Below are 16731 nucleotides of genomic sequence, written 5' to 3' on the forward strand. Positions count from 1 at the left end.
GCGGTACGTTCCGAGGCGGTCGGGTGAGATCGCTCGAAGAAGCGCTCTTCGCTCGGACGAGGTCGGGCTCACCGTCGGGTCTCGCCGGTCGGATTCACGAGTGGTAATCTACGAACGAATTCCCCCAGTGTGCCTCTCCGGGCGTGAACCGTGACGCACCGGGGGTTCTTTCGTTTCGGGCGCCGCTCGCTGCCCGCTGCTCATCTCAGCAGCCCCGTCACCCCCGCCGCCAGCTCCACCGCCGCGCGCTCGAAGTCCGCCCGCCGCGCGTGCACGTCCTCCGTGATCCCCACGAGGCACGCCGCCGCGACCACCGCGCCGCTCGCGTCGCGGATCGGTGCCGACACCGAGGTCATGCCGGCAGCGTCGTAGGCCTCCATCGTCAAGACTCCGTCGCGGCGCGCCCGCTGCCTCCGGCGCAGGAGGCGGGCCAGCTCCCGCGGGGTGTGCCGGGCGGGGAAGAGGAGCCCCAGCTCGTCCTCCTCGAGGTCCATCAGCATCGTGGGCCCGCCGTCCGAGCCGACGATCGGATGGGCGCGGCCCAGCCACGGGATCATCGCAAGCCCTGCACCCGGCGGCTGCAGCTCCTCGACGACGGTGAGGCTGCGCATCCCCGCGAGGACGGTGATGAAGCCGCACGCTCCGAGTCGCCGGGCGGTCTCCGCGACGAGCGGCCCGCCTCCGTCGACGAGGAGGGCCGCCGTGGCGGCGCGGGACCAGCCGTGCACGATCCAGCCCAGGCGGTACTCGCCGGCGGTCGACGTGACAAGGCCCGCTCGCACGCACGAGTCGAGCAGCCGCACGGCGCGATCGCGGCGGAGCCCGGCCGCCGCCGACGCTCCGGCCGCCGTGTCGGGCCCGTCGGCGAGGTGCTGCAGGAGGCGCAGGGCCGCCCCGATCGCGGAGGGCGCGGGCACCGCCTCCGCCGCCGCTCGCACGGCGCCCGGCTCACCCAGGCGCGCCTCGATGCTCGTGCGCGCCACGGCGAGGGCGCGCCTGATCCGCGGCCCGTTCTCGGCGAGCCGGTTCGCGGGCAGCCGCGCCGCGAGCACCGCGACGCACTCGCCCGCCGGGGTGAGCAGCGGAGTCGCGATCTCGACGCTCCCGCCCGACGCGGACTCGGACGGCGCACCCCGGCCGTCGCCGGCGAGCGCGATCGCGGAGGACTCGTCGGTGATCGCCTCGCCGACCTCCGCGGGCGCGTGCAGCGTCCACGACGACGTGATGCCGGCGACGACCCGGGGCGACGGCGCGGACCCGGCGGCCAGCACGACGGTCTCACCCGTCTGCTGCGCGGCGAGCGTGAGCGCGAACCGCAGCGTCCGCGCGAACGGCGCGGCGGCGCGACCCGAGAGCCGCACGGCGGCCCGGCCGAGACGGTAGCTGCCGTAGGCCGGTCCGCGCTCGATCAGGCCCGAGCGCTCGAGCTCCGCGCACAGTCGCGAGGTGCCGCTGAGGGGCGCGCCGAGCGCCTCCGCGATCGCACCGACGGCCAGCGGGATCGTCGGGTCGGGACGCTCGCCGAGCAGCCGGACCACCCGGAGGGCGGCCGTCACGCGCATCGTCACCGCTCACTCCGTCCGCAGGATCGGCAATCCACTGCACGGTGGATTGCTCTCAGTACGCACCCTACCCATCGCGGCTCCCGCACTTCCTACAGTGATCCCACCCCGCACCGACCAGAGAGAGCAGTCACCGCATGGAGCACGTCGATGTCGCCGTCGTCGGCCTGGGCGCGATCGGCAGCGCCGCCGCCTACCACCTCGCCCGGCGCGGAGCCCGCGTCGTGGCCTTCGAGCAGTTCGAGCTCGGCCACGTGCGCGGCGCGTCGCACGACACCTCGCGGATCATCCGCACCTCCTACGGCGCCCCCGAGTACGTGCGCCTCGCCCAGGCGGCCTACCGCGACTGGGCCGAGTTCGAGGCCGTCTCGGGCGAGACCCTCGTCAGCGTCACCGGCGGAGTCGTCTTCTTCCCGCCCGGCAGCCCGTACTCGGCGGAGGCGTTCCGCGCGAGCCTCACCGAGACCGGCGTCCCGTTCGAGCTGCTCACGCCGGCCGAGGTCGCGGCGCGCTGGCCGCAGTTCGTGCTGCCCGCCGCCACGCAGACGGTCCACACCGCCGACTCCGGCATCGTGCACGCCTCGCGCTCGGTCGCCGCGCTGCAGATGCAGGCGCGGCAGCACGGCGCCGAGCTCCGCGACCGCACCCCGGTCGAGCGGCTGACCCCGGTCGACGACGGCGTCGTCGTGCACACGGCTCGCGGCGACGTGCACGCCGGCAAGGTGATCGTGGCGGCGGATGCGTGGACCAACGCCCTGCTCGCCCCGCTCGGCGCCGAGATCCCGCTCGTCACCATGCAGGAGCAGGTCAGCTACTTCGGTCCGAGCGACCCGGGTGCCTTCGACCGCGAGCGCTTCCCCGTGTGGATCTGGGAGGACGAGCACTGCTTCTACGGCTTCCCGACCTACGGCGAGCCGACGATCAAGGCCGCGCGCGACGTCTCCGACAACCTGATGTCGCCGGACGAGCGCACGTTCGCGCCCTCACCCGGGCTGCTCGACGAGCTGAGGGCCTTCCTGGCCGCGGTCGTGCCCGCGAGCGGCGAGGTCCTCCGGACGCTCACCTGCCAGTACGCGCTGACCCCCGATCGGCGCTTCATCCTCGGCCCGCTCGACGAGCACCCCGACATCCTCGTCGGCCTCGGCGCAGGCCACGCCTTCAAGTTCACGCCGACCCTCGGCCGCGTCCTCGCCGAGCTGGCCCTCGACGGCACGACCACCGAGGACGTGTCGGCGTTCGGCGTCGCTCCGCCCGTGGCCGCGCCGGTCCTCGGCTGAACGCGCGGCCCCGGGCGCGCCGGGCCCGCGGCGGGCGTCCCCGAGCCCCTCGTCGAGTACGTCCCCGCCTGAGCGCTCCCGGCCTCAGAGCACGATGACGCCGTCGATCACGCCCTGCGCGACGTCGGTGACCCGCGCCTGCCGCGAGCGCGCGCGCTCACGGAGGATCGACCACGCCGCCTCCATGTCGACGTTGCGGCTGTGCGCGATGACACCCTTCGCCTGCTCGATGAGCACCCGGGCGTCGAGCGCGTGCTGCAGCTGGTCGCGGGCGAGCGACGCCTCGCGCACGGCGCGCTCCTGGACGAGCCCGATGGTCGCGACGTCGGCGATGGTCTGCGCGGCCGGGACGTCGGCGGGGTCGAGCGTGCCGGGCTTGTCGCGGAAGAAGTTGAGCGATCCGATGGTCTCGCGGCGCAGGCGCAGCGGCACCGCGTGCACCGAGTGGTAGCCGGAGTCGTTCACGCCGTGGGCGAAGGCCGGCCAGCGGGTCATGATCTCGTCGAGCGTCCCGGCCGTCACGACCGATCCCTGCTCGTACGACTCGACGCAGGGTCCCTCGCCCGCCGAGAGCTGCAGCGCCTCGATCAGGCGGAGGCGCTCGCTGGTCGAGGCCATCACGACCAGCTGGCCGTGCCGATCGGCGAGGACGATGCCGACGTCGACGGCGTCGAAGAGGGTGGCGCAGCGATCGACCAGATCGTGCAGGAAGTCGACGACGTCGAAGTCGTCCACCAGGGTGTCGGCGACGATCGTCAGAGTCTCGAGGAGCATCTGCTCGCGCACGGAACCAGCCATGGGGTCATCCTACTTTCGGGTCTGTTCCGCCACGATCCGGAGTGCCGTGATCCGGTCCGCCACGATCGGGCGAGAAGTCGAGCCGGCGCTCCACGATCCGGGCGGCGACCTCGCGCACGCTCAGGCCCGCGGTGTATGCGTGGACGCGGATGGTGAGCAGCGCCTCCTCCGGGGTCGACCCGGTCTGGGCGATCACCATGCCGGTAGCCTGGTGCACCTCGCGGCGCGACAGCGAGGGGTCTCGCACCGCGACTCCGCTGTCGGCTTCGTCGAGCGCCCGGGCGACGACGGAGCGGGCGAGGAGGGTCGACAGGTTCGCGGCGAGGCGCAGCTGCTCGGCCTCGAGCATCACGGCGGAGTCGCTGTAGAGCGAGACCGCACCGATGCTCAGGGTGCCCACGAGGAGGGGGACGGCGAGCACCGAGCACACCCCGACCCGGGTCAGGGTCGAGGCGAAGAACGGCCAGAGCTCGCGGTCGTGATCCACCCGCATGCTGACGGGACGGAGGGTGCGGTAGGCGTTCCAGCTCGGGCCCTCGCCGAGGTCGATCTGCGCTCCGTCGAGGCCCGCCGCGCGCGAGCTGCTCGCGACCAGCGTCTCGATGTCGAAAGGGCGGCCGAGGGCGGACGCGGCGGCGTCCTCGACCGGCAGCAGGGTGACGAAGGATGTCAGCAGCGAGTCGAGGTCCCGCTCGTGGCCGCCTCCGGGAGCGGGGGTGAGTTCGCCGATCACGAGAATCGACGGTAGCGGTCGCGCAGCGGGGGTGTCAGCAGGGTGGACATCACGGGAACCTTCGATCATCGGTCGATGACGTATCTCCGCGGTCTCAGGGCGCGCACGCTGCAGCGAAGCCTACCCCGTGTTCCTCAGGCCGCGATGGCGTGCTCGCGGTTCCGGTCGTCAGAGAGGTTCAGCCCGATTCCACTGTTCGAGCTCGCGACGAGCTGCTCGATCCACTCGCGGTTGAGCGAGGGGATCCGGCTGCCCGAGAACTCGAAGTGCAGCGCCACCCCGGTCGCGATCCAGACCGCCTGCCGTCCCGTTCCGGTGTCGCGGCTGGGCACCCAGGTCAGGTAGCCGCTCTCCGAGCGGCGGAGCTTCAGGCCGACCACCATCTGCAGGTGCGTGAGGATCCGGTCGTCGAACTCGAAGCTGCGGTTGTCGTAGTGCAGGACGCCCATGCGGAAGGCCCTTCGTCGAAGCGGTCTCGCCGAGGGCAGGGGCGGTCAGTCCGGCAAGTGTCGCAGATGGAGGACGCCGAGGGAAAGGGAACGTCCGTCGGAAAAGAAGGGGGTGGCGTTCCGGCCCGTGATCGGCAGGGGTTCCGCCGCCCGGTATCCACCCGTCCTGGGTCTGGTGCAGTGCCGCGCTCCGGGTCTAACGTGTCGGTCGGCGGCCTAGACCCTGTTGCCGACGTCACTGACGACGAGAGACAGGGGACAGGCCGATGTCGCACTTCCGAGGAGCCCCGACCGCTCCCGCTCCGCTCCTCGAGCGACGGTCGAACCGCATCCTCCGAGCCGACGTCCTCGACGACGACTCCGCGACGGGGGAGGCGCTCACCGGGCTCCTCGCCGCGCTGAGCGTCCCGGGTGCCATCGACGCGGGCCTCGCTGCAGCTGTTTCGGCGCACGCCCGAAGTCTCCGAGCCCGCCTCGGCGAGTCCCGCGTCCTCAGAGGTTCGGCCTTCGACGGCCGGGTGATCGTCGTCGAGGGGTTGCCGCTCGCGCCGCTGCCCGGGCGGATCGACTGCGGCTAGCGCCGGTTCGACAGCTCTAGCGCGGCCGGGTCTTCAACGGCACCGTCGGCAGCTCGGCGAGCGAGGGTGCGACGAAGCCGATCACGTCGGAGTAGTGCTCCTCGTCTCCCGAGCGCACGAACGACCAGCACTTCAGCGAGGCGGGCCGGTCGCGCAGCGGCAGAGGGCTCGCCTCGACGGCGATGACGGAGCCGGAGTGGTACACCACCCGGACCGGGACGGTCCGGCGCTTGCCGGCGACGGTGTGCGTGGCGGAGGCGCGGAGCCGGTCGCCCTGGCGGTCGATCCCGATCGCGAGGATCGAGCCGAAGTCCTCCGAGGCTGCGCCCATGCCGATCTGGAAGTCGGCGTCCGGTCGGTCGAGGACGAACACGACGTCGAGGCCGCGGGAGTGGCGGACGGAGCAGGTCGCGGTCAGCACCCCGCGACCGAAGGCGTCCGCCCGGGCGTGCGAGTCGGCGAGGTGCTGCTGCGCGTCGCGCTCCTGCATCCGGTTCCCCTCGACGATCCCGCCCCCCACGTTAGAGGCACTTCTCCCGCTCCGGCGTCCCGGAGGCGACACGAGCGCGTTCTCCGGCCGGGCGGATCCTCTGCTCGGCGCCCGGCCTAGGATCGCCCCGTGACCGCCGACGCCCGCCTCGACTCCCTGCCGACTCCCGCCCTCGTCCTCGACGAGGCCGTCCTCGATCGCAACATCGCCGCGACGGCGGCCTCCGCCCACGCGCGGGGGCTGGCGCTGCGCCCGCACGCCAAGACCCACAAGTCGGTCGAGATCGCGCGGAGGCAGCTCGCCGCCGGCGCGGTCGGCCTCACCGTCGCGACGGTGTCGGAGGCGGAGGTGTTCGCCGCGGGCGGTGCGCGCGACCTCTTCATCGCCTACCCGCTCTGGCTCGACGCCGACCGCACCGCCCGCCTCCGCGGTGTGCTGGCGAGCGCGCGGGTGCGGGTCGGCGTCGACTCCGCCGAGTCGGCCGCCCGTCTCGCCGCCGCGATCCCGGAGGCGGAGCGCTCGGCTCTCGAGGTCGTCGTCGAGATCGACTCGGGGCACCACCGCAGCGGTGTCCTGCCCCTCGACGCCGGCGCCGTCGCTGCCGCGGCAGTGGCGGAGGGTCTCGACGTGGCCGGTGTCTTCACGTTCCCCGGCCACAGCTACGCCCTCGATCACCGGGAGTCCGCGGCGCGCGACGAGGCCGAGGCCCTCGCGGCCGCCGTCGACTCCCTCGCCCGCTCCGGCGTAGCCGCGCGGGTGGTGAGCGGCGGCTCGACCCCCTCCGCCGCCTTCGCCGACGCGGGAGTGCTGACCGAGCTGCGCCCGGGCGTCTCGTCCCTCGGCGACGCTCAGCAGTGGGAGATGGGCACGATCGGCCTCGAGTCGGTCGCCGTCACCGTGCTCACGACGATCGTCTCGCGCCGCCACGACCACCTCATCGCCGACGCGGGGAGCAAGGTGCTCTCCTCCGACCGCGGTGCCGCGTCGACCGGCTTCGGGAGGCTCCCCGCGTTCCCGGAGGCGCGCGTCACCGTGCTCTCGGAGCACCACGCGACGATCACCGGCGTCGACCTGTCCGTCGGCACCCGCGTGCGGATCGTGCCCAACCACGTCTGCACAGCGGTGAACCTCGCCGACGAGTACCGCGTGCTGCTCGCCGGCGGAGGCGTCGCCTCCTGGCCCGTCGACGCCCGCGGGCGCAACACTTGACGATCAGGCCGCGCGGCGCGGGATCGCGAGGCCGACGACGGCGGTGAGCCCGAGCAGCACGAAGGCCGAGGCGAACGCCGCGGTGGGGGAGGCCTGGTCGGCCAGCGCGCCCGCGAGCAGCGGTCCGATCACGCCACCCAGGTCGGAGGCGGCCTGGAACACCGACACGGGCCGACCGCCGCGCTCGCCGGCCGCGTCCCCGACGAGCGCGCCGGGCGCGGTCCCCATGAACGCGGCCGCCGCTCCGTAGACGCAGAGCAGCACGACGAGCAGCCACAGCTCGCCGACCAGCGGCATCGCCAGCATGGCGACCGCGGCGACCGCGAAGCCTCCGATCAGGGCGGGCCGCCGGCCGACCGTGTCGACGAAGCGCCCCGCGGGGGCGAGCGCGAGGGTCTGCACCACCGCGGCGATCGCGAAGGCGATGCCGGTCCAGGCCGGATCGCCGCCCAGCCCTTCGACGACGAGCACGGGCACCAGCGTCGCCCGCACCCCCATCGCCGACCAGCCCAGCGCGAAGTTGGCGAGCACCGCGCTCTGGTAGCGGCGATCGCGGGCGACCTCCCGGAGGGGCTTCGCCGTGACCGGAGCGGCCGCGTCCGCCGCCCGCTCGGGCCGGCGCAGCAGCACCAGGCCGACCACGCCGGCGACGGCCAGGGTGCCGGCGTAGAAGAAGAAGGGAGCGGTCAGCGAGATCGCGCTGAGCACGCCTCCGATCGCCGGCCCCGCCATGCCGCCGAGCAGGAACCCGCCCTGGTAGAACCCGATCGCGCGTCCGCGCCGCTCCGGAGCGGCCGTGCGCAGCAGGAGCGTCATCGCGGCGACCGAGAACATCGCGGAGCCGACTCCGCCCGCCCCGCGCAGCAGCAGCAGGTGCGGGTAGTCGCCCGCGAGACCGACCAGCGCGCTCGACACCGCGACGATCCCGATGCCGCTCGCGAGCACCACGCGCTCGCCGAAGCGATCGACGAGCGGCCCGACGAACGGATTCGCGACCAGCCGCATCAGCGCGAACGCCGACACGACGGCGCCGACCTCGACGTAGCCGACGCCGAAGCTCCGCACGAACACGGGCAGCACCGGCACGACGACGCCGAAGCCGAGCATCACGAAGAACGCGACGATCCCGAGGACCTTCACCTCGCGGGGGAGTCGCTCCGCCGGGCCACGGGACTTCCACGGAGAACGCACCCATCGACGCTACCCCGTGCGGTGCGCTCGCCCCGTCGCACCGGAGCTGCGCATCCCGCGCCAGCGGTTCCTCTGAACCGCCACAGAGAATACCTTCGTCTCCTGTGAGCAATACTCACTATCAACTGAGTTCGAGAAGTCCGACTGATGCGGCTCGACTCGACGAAGAGGAATGAGGAATCCATGGACGGGATGAAGACACGCACGAGGAACGTGACGCGCTCGCTCGTTGTCTCCCTGCTCATCGCGCTCGGCGCAGCCGGAGGTGCCACGTCGGCATCTGCCGTTCCGAACACCGTGAACAAGATCTGCGCTTACGAGTACCAAGGCCGGTGCGTGAAGTGGTACACCGGAACGTCGACGTGCTACCACATCTACGAGACCAACCAGCCGGAGTATCGGAAGAAAGCCTGCGCAGTCTGGGCCGCGACGGGACACATGTACGTGGAAGGCTAGGTCTCTCGTGGCACTGATGAGGAGGACCGGAGCGGCACTGCTCACCGTTCCGGTGCTCCTCGTCAGCGGGTGTGCACTGCCCGGAGGCAAGCAGGACGAGTCACTCTGCGCTCCTCTAGAGGAGTCCTGGAACGCCTTCGCAGCAGACCCGACGATCGTCAATCGTTCGTCTTTCGAGGACGCTCTGGATTCCTTCGCCTACGACTCCTCCACTTCGACGTCGGCCGATGCGGCGCGGTTGGCCGAGCAGAACCTTCTCGACGGCCTCGCGGGCGACAGGACCACGAGCCGATACTTCTGGAACTCCCTCGATCTCGTCGCGGCCGAGTGCGCCGAGGTGGGTGAGGAGCTCTCCTTCGACCGGCACGGGGAGCCTCTCCAGACCATCGCAGGCAGCGGCGCAGGGGCGTGATCGGCGCCGATACGTCCACGCGGTGTCGGGCTCGACGCGGCTCGATGGGGGATCACCGCGTCCTCTCGACATCGATGACGGGCGCCTGGTCGTGCTCTGGGGTCAGGGGGTCATCGACGCGAGATCCACCGCCCGCCCTCGCGCGGTCAGTGCGCCGCGTAGAACTGCGCGAACGCCTCCGTCTCGTCGCTGTCGCCCCGGAAGACCGCGCCCTGGACGACGACGGTCGGCACCTGCTCGATCGCCGCGATCTCGTCGGTGACCGGCAGCGGTCCGGTGAGCGCCGACCGCGTCAGCTCGGTGACCCAGCCCTGCATCGAGGGGAGCTCGCGCCGCATCGCCTCCTCGTCGCCTCCGAGCAGTGCCGCCAGCGCGAGGAGCTCGTCGTCGCTCAGGCCGGGCGTGTTCTCATCGGGCTGATGGGCGAACAGCGCCTCGAAGTAGCCCTGCGCGTGCTCGGGAGTCGCCGCCGCTACCGCGATGAACGCGGCTGCGGCGCGAGTCGAGTACTGCGTACCCTGTGACAGCCGGTCGAGGACGGTGATCGGATGGATCCGGACTGTCGCCCTCCCGGCCTCCGCCTCGGCGAACAGGAGCGGCGCGGAGCCCTCCTCGAAGATCCTGCAGTAGGGGCAGAGCGGATCCACGTAGAGATCGACGATGCGCGCGCCGTCGCCGAACCGCACGAATCCGCCGTCGAAGTCGACCGCTCCCCGGGTGCCTGTCGGTCCGATCGTCGGACCGCTCGTCACCGCGACGGCCGAGGTCGGGGTGGGACCCGACGCGACCGGGACCGCGGGCGCTGCGGAGCACCCGGCCAGGGTCGCGAGGAGGAGAGCGGTCGGAAGGAACGCCGGACGTCGGCGGAGAAGAACGAGCATCCGACGACGATAGCGAGAAATGCTCGGGTCCGGTTCCCACGCAGCGCCGGATGTCCACCCGGGGTCTCGTGGAATGCCACGGGCTCGGAGGCGTTGTCGTCAACGATGACTTCCGCAGCAGAACAGCCCACTTCCTCCGCTCCGCACGCCCTCGTGGTCGGCGCCACCGGCATCGGAGGCTCCGCCCTCGTCGATCTGCTCGCCGAGCGCGGCTGGCCCGTCACCGCCCTCTCGCGCCGGCCGATCGCCGAGCGGCCCGGCGTCACTCCGCTCTCGGCCGACCTGCGCTCGGCCGACGACCTCGCCCGCGTCCTCGCCGGCGAGCAGCCGACGCACGTGTTCTTCACCGCGTGGTCGCGCCAGGCGACGGAGGAGGAGAACATCGCCGTCAACGGCGGCATGGTCCGCGATCTGCTCGCCGCGCTCTCGCACGCGCCGCTCGAGCACGTCGCACTCGTCACCGGGCTCAAGCACTACCTCGGCCCCTTCGAGGCCTACGGGCAGGGCGCGATGCCCGACACCCCGTTCCACGAGGAGGAGGCGCGGCTCGACGCGCCCAACTTCTACTACGCGCAGGAGGACGAGCTCTTCGCCGCCGCTGAGCGCGACGACTTCACCTGGTCGGTGCACCGCTCGCACACCGTGATCGGCCACGCCGTCGGCAACGCGATGAACATGGGGCTCACCCTCGCGGTCGCGGCATCGATCCACCGCGCGCAGGGCACCCCCTTCGTCTTCCCCGGCTCGCCCACGCAGTGGAACGGCCTGACCGACATGACCGACTCGACCGTCCTCGCCGAGCAGATGCTCTGGGCGGCGACGTCCGAGGCGGGCCGCGACCAGGCCTTCAACGTGGTCAACGGCGACGTCTTCCGCTGGCGCTGGATGTGGTCGCGGATCGCCGAGCACTTCGGGGTCGAGCCCGTCGGCCCGGGCGAGGAGCCGCAGCCGCTCGAGCAGCAGATGGCCGACGCGGGCGAGACCTGGCGGCGCCTGGTGCGCGAGCACGACCTGGTCGAGCCCGACCTCGAGCGCGTCGCCTCCTGGTGGCACACCGACGCCGACCTCGGCCGCCGCATCGAGGTCGTCACCGACATCAGCAAGTCGCGCCTGGCCGGGTTCACGGTGCACCACCGCACCGTCGACTCGTTCACGGCGCTGTTCGACCGCTACCGGGCGGAGCGGCTGATCCCGTAGCCCGCCGGGCTCCGGCCCCGATCGGTCGCCGACCCGTCGCCGCTCGTACACCCGGGCGACACCCTGTGTCTCCCGGCGCTGCCTAGCGTCACGGCATGGCGGCGGCGGTGGAGACCAGGTGATCGAGCGGGTGGACCCGTTCCTCGGCACCGAGGCGACCCTCCTGCCGGAGCCGACGGGGCTCGCGGCGACCTGGTGGTCGCCCAAGCCGCAGATCGGCAACACGCATCCGGGTGCGACCTTCCCGCTCGGGATGGTCTCGGCGTGCTCCTACTCCGGGGCCTACCCCACCGGCTACGGCCGCTACGACCTGGCGCTCGAGGGAGTGCCGCCGACGATCCACGACGGCCTCGTCGCCTCGGGATTCACGCACTTCCAGCAGTCGGGCACCGGCGCGATCCGCAAGTACTACAACTACCTCCGCGTCACGCCGATGCTCGAGCCGCTGGACGAGCTCGGGCGCAGCTGGGAGCTCGAGGACGAGGTCGCCGAGCCGGGCTACTACGCCGCGACCCTCTCCTCGGGCATCCGCGCCGAGTTGACGGTCGGGCCCTCCTCGGTGGTGCACCGCTACACCTTCCCGGAGCACCGCAGCGCTCGCGTGGTCGTCGACCTCTCGCTGGGCGGCCTGGCGATCCCCTCCGGGGCGACCGTGCCCCTCCGCTCGCACCTGCACTCGATCTCGCCCGGCGTCGCCGCCGGTGAGGTCGTGATGGAGGGGGCACCGCTCGCCGTCCACCTCGAGTGCGACGCCCTGCCCTGGCGGCAGATGCTCTGGTACGACCGCCGGCTGATGCCCGGCGGCACCCGGCTCGACTTCGACCACATCCGCCCCACGACGCTCCGCCCGTTCGGCCTGATGTGGGCCGGCCCGAGCACGGCCGGCCAGACCGTCGAGCTGCGGATGGGCTTCTCGCTGCGCGGCACCGACCGCGCCCGCGAGAACCTGCACCGCGACGTGCCGCCGACCGGCACCGGCTTCGACCAGCGCCGCGACCGCACCCGCAAGACGTGGCGCAAGCGCCTGCGCGCGGTCGCGGTCGACACCCCGTCGCCCGAGCGTGAGACCGTGTTCGCGACGGCGCTCTACCACTCGCTGATCAAGCCGTGCCTGGCCCCCGACGAGAGCCCGTTCTGGCCGAGCGACGGCCCGTTCGTCTTCGACATCAGCACGATGTGGGACATCTACCGCACTCAGCTGCCGCTGCTCACCGCGCTCGTCCCCGACCGCGCGGTCGAGATCGGAGCCGCGCTGCTCACCATCTGCGAGGAGGAGGGCAACTTCCCGATCGGCTACCGGATGGCCAAGGGCAGCGACCGCTTCTCGCGCCAGGGCAGCGCGCTCGCGCACACGTTCCTCGCCGATCTCTGCCGCCTCGGGCTGCCCGGCATCGACTGGGAGGCGGCGCTCGTGCACATGAGCGAGGACCTCAAGCGCACCTACGGCGAGGAGTTCCTCGCGGTGGGGGAGGCGCACCCGATCAGCCACACCCTCGACCTCGCGCACGGCTACTGGTGCACGGCGGTCGTCGCCCGCCATGTAGGCGATCGCCTGCTCGCCGAGCAGCTCGAGGAGCGGGCGGCCCAGTGGGTCAACGCCTACGACCTCCGCTCGGGACTCCTGAAGGACTCGACATACTACGAGGGAACGCGCCACAACTACTCGTTCCGGCTGCTGCACGACATGGCCGGCCGCATTGCGCTGAGCGGAGGCGACGACGCCTTCGTCGCCCAGCTCGACGAGTTCTTCGGCTACGGCGCCGAGCCGGTCGTGCAGCCCGGCCTCCGCCCCGACCGCGCCGAGATGCTCGCCGGGGCGGCTCTCGGCCGTTTCGAGGGGCTGAACAACGAGCCCGATATGGAGGCGCCCTGGGCGTACCACTACGCGGGCCGCCCCGATCGCACGGCCGAGATCGTGCACGGCGTCGTTCACCAGCGCTTCGGCACGGGGCGCGGCGGGCTGCCCGGCAACGACGACTCCGGAGGGCTGAGCTCCTGGTACGTCTGGGCGAGCCTCGGGCTGTTCCCCGTCGCCGGCCAGGGGCAGCTGCTGGTCAACGCGCCCGCCTTCGCGCGGGCCTCGCTCGCGGTCGGCGGCGCCGACTTCGAGATCCGGACGACCGGATTCGTCGAGCCCGTGCCCGGCGGACCCGTCCAGTACGTCCAGTCGGCCGAGCTCAACGGCGCCCCGCTCGAGGCGAGTGCGATCAGCGCCGCCGAGCTGCACCGCGGCGGCGAGCTGACGCTCCACCTCGGCGACGAACCCGTCGGCTGGGGGAGCGAGGCGGCCCACCGGCCGCCCTCGTTCCCGCTCCGCTGACGCGCAGCGCCACTGCACTGCGGTACCACCGCACCTCGACACCACTGCACCCCGACCACCGATCACCCCCGAAGGAGCCCCATGGACCAGAGCACGCACGCCCACACCGTGCAGAACAGACTCGTCATCGTGGTCCGCGCCGATCCGGTGATCTGCGGGCACTCGGTCGAGGCCCGCAACCTCGCCGAGACCGCCCGCGAGCGCGGCTTCGACGAGGTGCGCATCGTCACCTGGCCGATCGAGCGGCTCCAGGCCGCGGGCCTCCCGCTCAAGCCGCTGGACGCGGTGCTGCCCTACAGCGACGGCATCATCGTCGAGCGTCCCGAGCCGGTCGGCGACTACAAGGTGCCCGACGGCCGCTTCCTGGCCGGCATGGTCGGCCGCCTCGTCGAGCTCTTCACCGACGGCGTCCCCACCGTCTGCCTGTCGCTCTACCTCAGCCCGCACACCATCGCGGTGTCGGATGCGCTGCGCGCGGCCTGGAGCACGGGACTCCCCGTCGACGTCACCACGGTCGCCGAGGCGGTCGGCTCTGACGTCACGAACGTCGTCCGGCGCGCCGTCGAGGAGGGGCGCCTGGGCGCCGCCGCCCACATCTTCGCGTCGTACCTCTCGCAGGACCACTGCGTCGCCGTCTCGGAGTACACCCGCGACCTGATCGTCGAGGAGGCGGAGCGCATCGACGCCGCCCACGGCACCCGCTTCGCCGAGCAGTGCCGCGCCAGAATCGAGATCTCCTACCCGGCCATCGACTCCGACGCCTACACCCACCTCGACCCCGGAGTGGTCGACGAGGTCGTCCGCGCCCGCGGGCTCCGCACCGACGGCTACGTGCTCTTCCTCTCGCGCCTCACCGAGGCGAAGGGCGTCGAGGACCTCATCGGCGGCTTCGAGCGCAGCCGCGTCCATTCCGACCACGAGCTCGTCATCGCGGGCAGGGGCCCGCAGGAGGCGGAGCTGCGGCGTCTCGCGGCCGCGTCGCCGCTGGCGCACCGCATCCGCTTCCTCGACGACGTCGGCGACGCCGAGAAGCCCTACCTGATGGCCGGCTGCTCCGCATTCGTGCTGCCGAGCAAGCCGCGGCCGGAGTTCGTCGAGACCTTCGGCATCGCCCTCGCCGAGAAGATGCTGGCGGGAGGCGGCCCCGTCATCACGACGCTCACCGGCGGCATCGGCGAGGCCATCGGCGAGCACGCCTTCATCACGCCGGTCGACGACCCCGGCACGATCGCGTCACTGCTCGACCACGTCGTCCTCGACCTGTCGGCGGAGGAGCGGGCGCACCGCGCGCTCGCCGCCCGCGAGTACGCGCTGCAGTTCGACCGCCGCACCGTGTTCGACCGCCTCTTCGCGCGGATCCCGCGCCCGGTGCGCGCCGAGCACGCCCTCTGAGGGCGGGAGTCGTCCGCGATCAGGCGAGGGGCGACGACTCCGGCGCGGCCTGGGCGAGCAGCCACAGGCGGTGCCGGACGAAGCGGAGAGTGAAGCTGCGGCGCTCGCCTCCGTCGACGCGCTCGGCGAGCACTCGGATGCCGAGGACGGCGATCACCCGCCAGTGCTCGAATCCGTCGGACACGACGGCGGTGAACACCTCGCCGGGGACGACCTCGCGCGCCGCTGCACCACCGCCCGCGTCGGTGACGATCTGCGGTTCGCTGGACGTGTCGATGGTCATCGCGCCGACTCCTGAGGGTGGCGGACCTCGCGGTGGGGCTTCGGGGCCCCGGTCGTGTCCGCCCGCCGGATGCGAGAGGGGATCCCGGCATCCGGCGGTCGGTCATGAGTGCGGCCCGGGGGACGAGCCCGCCGAAACGTCCCAGCGCCGCCCTCGAAGTGTAGGGCCGGTGGATCGAGGCTGGCGCGAAATGTCAAGCACTTGCGAGCAAGTTCATATCTGCTGGATCTCTGCAGCGACCGGGCGGAGACGACACGAAGCCCGCCTCCGCTGCGGGAGACGGGCTTCGGGCGGGGCCGACTGCTCGATCGGGAGCCGTCCGGCTCGAGCGGGTCAGGCCGCGGTGTCGGAGCGGCGCATCGGCACGGCACCGGCGCTGGCGGGCTCGGCCACGATTCGCAGGCCGGTGCCGCTGTTGGCGCGCTCCATCAGGGCCTCGACCCACTCGGGGTTGATCGTGGGCTGGCGGCTGCCCTTGAACTCGAACTGGATCGGGATGGTGGGGTGCATCCAGACGCCGCGGCGGCCGGTGCCGGCCTGGGGGCTCGCGTCGAGGGTCAGCAGGAAGCGCTCGTCGCGCCGGAACTTGTTGATGATGACGATCTGGAGGTGGGCGAGCGCCCTGTCCTCGACCTCGATGGCGGCGGGAGGGGTGCCGTACAGGATGGTGCCCATGGTCTTCTCCGATCAGACGAGTGGGTGGTGCGGGACCACTGTATCGCTAGACAGGCTTTCTACTAGTCAAGCTAGTTATCGCTCGTCGGAGAATGACGGAAGTCGCGGCCGTCGACGGTCGGACCGGCCGAGACGACGCTCGCGCACGACGAGGATCAGGCCCGGCGGCGCTGGAACTCGAGGTCGACCAGGTCCGGCTCGGAGTCGTCCGCCGCCGTGTCCGGGACCTCGGCCTCGCCCTGTGCGGGCTTCTCGACGATGTCGCGCATCGTCTCGAGGAAGCGGATCACCGTGATGGCCTCGGCTCCCGAGAGCCGTGCCGCCGCCTCGAGCATCCGGCGGTGCATCTCGTCGAGGGTCTCGCGGACCTCGCGGTGCGAGGTCGGGGTCGCCACGATCCGGATCGCGCGTCGATCGCTCGGGTGCGGCTGCCGCTCCACGTGCCCGCTCTTGACGAGGCGGTCGATCAGGACGGTCGTGGAAGCAGAGGAGATGCCGAGGTAGGCGGCCAGGTCCTTCGGGCTGACGTGCTGCCCCGACTGCTGGCGGCGCATGAGGAACTGCACGGCGAGCAGGTCGTTCTCGCCCATGCCCATCGACCCGCGGGTGCGGCGGCGCATGGCGGTCTCGGCGGTGCGGAACGCGCGCATCGCGGCCAGGACCTCGACGGCACCGGGCTCGCTCGTCGCTCCGGGGTACCAGAAGGCCCCGGATCGATTCGTCGAGGCCTCGTCCATGCGCATCAGTTTAGACAGACGTGTAGCAAGAGCGTCTAGTTATGCACAACCCTGCCGTTCTGCTTGCGGAGGGAGGGTGCGCGCGGTACAA

General features: G+C 72.2%; 18 protein-coding genes. 8 read left to right on the top strand and 10 right to left on the bottom strand.

Annotated features, from left to right (window positions below; genetic code table 11):
• Positions 1-200: 200 nt before the first annotated feature.
• Entirely contained in the window at positions 201-1562 is a 1362-nt protein-coding gene (locus GRS96_RS06660) for a MarR family transcriptional regulator (protein ID WP_236553680.1), read from the bottom strand.
• Positions 1563-1699: 137 nt separating this feature from the next.
• Here GRS96_RS06660 and solA point away from each other — a divergent pair, with 137 nt between their 5' ends.
• Positions 1700-2839: an N-methyl-L-tryptophan oxidase gene (gene solA / locus GRS96_RS06665; protein WP_159988085.1), complete on the top strand. Its 1140-nt coding sequence runs from the start codon at positions 1700-1702 to the stop codon at positions 2837-2839.
• An 84-nt stretch (positions 2840-2923) separates the two neighbouring features.
• Here solA and GRS96_RS06670 read toward each other — a convergent pair whose 3' ends face one another.
• The 3 genes from GRS96_RS06670 to GRS96_RS06680 all read right to left on the bottom strand — a co-directional run bounded on the left by GRS96_RS06670 (position 2924) and on the right by GRS96_RS06680 (position 4819).
• Positions 2924-3637, bottom strand: a complete 714-nt coding sequence (locus GRS96_RS06670) for a GAF and ANTAR domain-containing protein (RefSeq protein ID WP_159854563.1) — start codon at positions 3635-3637, stop codon at positions 2924-2926.
• 4 nt (positions 3638-3641) lie between these two features.
• Positions 3642-4370 carry a GAF and ANTAR domain-containing protein gene (locus GRS96_RS06675; RefSeq protein WP_159988086.1) on the bottom strand — a complete coding sequence of 243 codons (729 nt, stop codon included), beginning with the start codon at positions 4368-4370 and terminating at the stop codon, positions 3642-3644.
• Between the two features lie 134 nt (positions 4371-4504).
• Positions 4505-4819, bottom strand: coding sequence for a DUF7882 family protein (locus tag GRS96_RS06680; RefSeq protein WP_159988087.1), 315 nt, complete (start codon positions 4817-4819; stop codon positions 4505-4507).
• Between the two features lie 266 nt (positions 4820-5085).
• Here GRS96_RS06680 and GRS96_RS06685 point away from each other — a divergent pair, with 266 nt between their 5' ends.
• On the top strand, positions 5086-5397 hold the full coding sequence (locus tag GRS96_RS06685; protein ID WP_159988088.1) for a hypothetical protein: 312 nt from the start codon (positions 5086-5088) through the stop codon (positions 5395-5397).
• A gap of 16 nt (positions 5398-5413) precedes the next feature.
• Here GRS96_RS06685 and GRS96_RS06690 read toward each other — a convergent pair whose 3' ends face one another.
• On the bottom strand, positions 5414-5887 hold the full coding sequence (locus GRS96_RS06690; protein WP_159988089.1) for a hypothetical protein: 474 nt from the start codon (positions 5885-5887) through the stop codon (positions 5414-5416).
• A 129-nt stretch (positions 5888-6016) separates the two neighbouring features.
• Here GRS96_RS06690 and GRS96_RS06695 point away from each other — a divergent pair, with 129 nt between their 5' ends.
• Positions 6017-7096: an alanine racemase gene (locus GRS96_RS06695; RefSeq protein WP_204162050.1), complete on the top strand. Its 1080-nt coding sequence runs from the start codon at positions 6017-6019 to the stop codon at positions 7094-7096.
• Between the two features lie 3 nt (positions 7097-7099).
• Here the strand turns inward: GRS96_RS06695 and GRS96_RS06700 are convergent, their stop codons facing one another.
• Positions 7100-8287, bottom strand: coding sequence for an MFS transporter (locus GRS96_RS06700; protein ID WP_236553571.1), 1188 nt, complete (start codon positions 8285-8287; stop codon positions 7100-7102).
• Positions 8288-8434: 147 nt separating this feature from the next.
• Here GRS96_RS06700 and GRS96_RS06705 point away from each other — a divergent pair, with 147 nt between their 5' ends.
• Entirely contained in the window at positions 8435-8743 is a 309-nt protein-coding gene (locus GRS96_RS06705; RefSeq protein ID WP_159854553.1) for a hypothetical protein, read from the top strand.
• Between the two features lie 16 nt (positions 8744-8759).
• Positions 8760-9155, top strand: coding sequence for a hypothetical protein (locus GRS96_RS06710; protein ID WP_159854551.1), 396 nt, complete (start codon positions 8760-8762; stop codon positions 9153-9155).
• Between the two features lie 146 nt (positions 9156-9301).
• Here the strand turns inward: GRS96_RS06710 and GRS96_RS06715 are convergent, their stop codons facing one another.
• Complete coding sequence (locus tag GRS96_RS06715) at positions 9302-10036, bottom strand: DsbA family protein (protein ID WP_159988090.1); 735 nt, start codon at positions 10034-10036, stop codon at positions 9302-9304.
• Between the two features lie 105 nt (positions 10037-10141).
• On the opposite strand from GRS96_RS06715, the gene GRS96_RS06720 reads away from it, so the two are divergent.
• The 3 genes from GRS96_RS06720 (at position 10142) to GRS96_RS06730 (ending at position 14945) form a co-directional block, all read left to right on the top strand.
• Positions 10142-11233, top strand: coding sequence for an SDR family oxidoreductase (locus GRS96_RS06720; protein ID WP_159988091.1), 1092 nt, complete (start codon positions 10142-10144; stop codon positions 11231-11233).
• A 118-nt stretch (positions 11234-11351) separates the two neighbouring features.
• Positions 11352-13553, top strand: coding sequence for a glycoside hydrolase domain-containing protein (locus GRS96_RS06725; RefSeq protein WP_159854546.1), 2202 nt, complete (start codon positions 11352-11354; stop codon positions 13551-13553).
• A gap of 81 nt (positions 13554-13634) precedes the next feature.
• On the top strand, positions 13635-14945 hold the full coding sequence (locus GRS96_RS06730) for a glycosyltransferase family 4 protein (RefSeq protein ID WP_159854544.1): 1311 nt from the start codon (positions 13635-13637) through the stop codon (positions 14943-14945).
• Between the two features lie 19 nt (positions 14946-14964).
• Here GRS96_RS06730 and GRS96_RS06735 read toward each other — a convergent pair whose 3' ends face one another.
• The 3 genes from GRS96_RS06735 to GRS96_RS06745 form a co-directional block, all read right to left on the bottom strand.
• A complete protein-coding gene (locus GRS96_RS06735; protein ID WP_159854542.1) occupies positions 14965-15228 on the bottom strand; it encodes a hypothetical protein in 264 nt (87 codons plus the stop codon).
• 333 nt (positions 15229-15561) lie between these two features.
• Positions 15562-15903 carry a DUF7882 family protein gene (locus tag GRS96_RS06740; protein ID WP_159854540.1) on the bottom strand — a complete coding sequence of 114 codons (342 nt, stop codon included), beginning with the start codon at positions 15901-15903 and terminating at the stop codon, positions 15562-15564.
• A gap of 155 nt (positions 15904-16058) precedes the next feature.
• Positions 16059-16640 (bottom strand): MarR family winged helix-turn-helix transcriptional regulator, encoded by a 582-nt coding sequence (locus GRS96_RS06745; protein ID WP_159854538.1) that lies wholly within the window; start codon positions 16638-16640, stop codon positions 16059-16061.
• Positions 16641-16731 lie beyond the last annotated feature (91 nt).

This window comes from Rathayibacter sp. VKM Ac-2803 (assembly GCF_009807175.1).
Lineage (GTDB): Bacteria > Actinomycetota > Actinomycetes > Actinomycetales > Microbacteriaceae > Rathayibacter.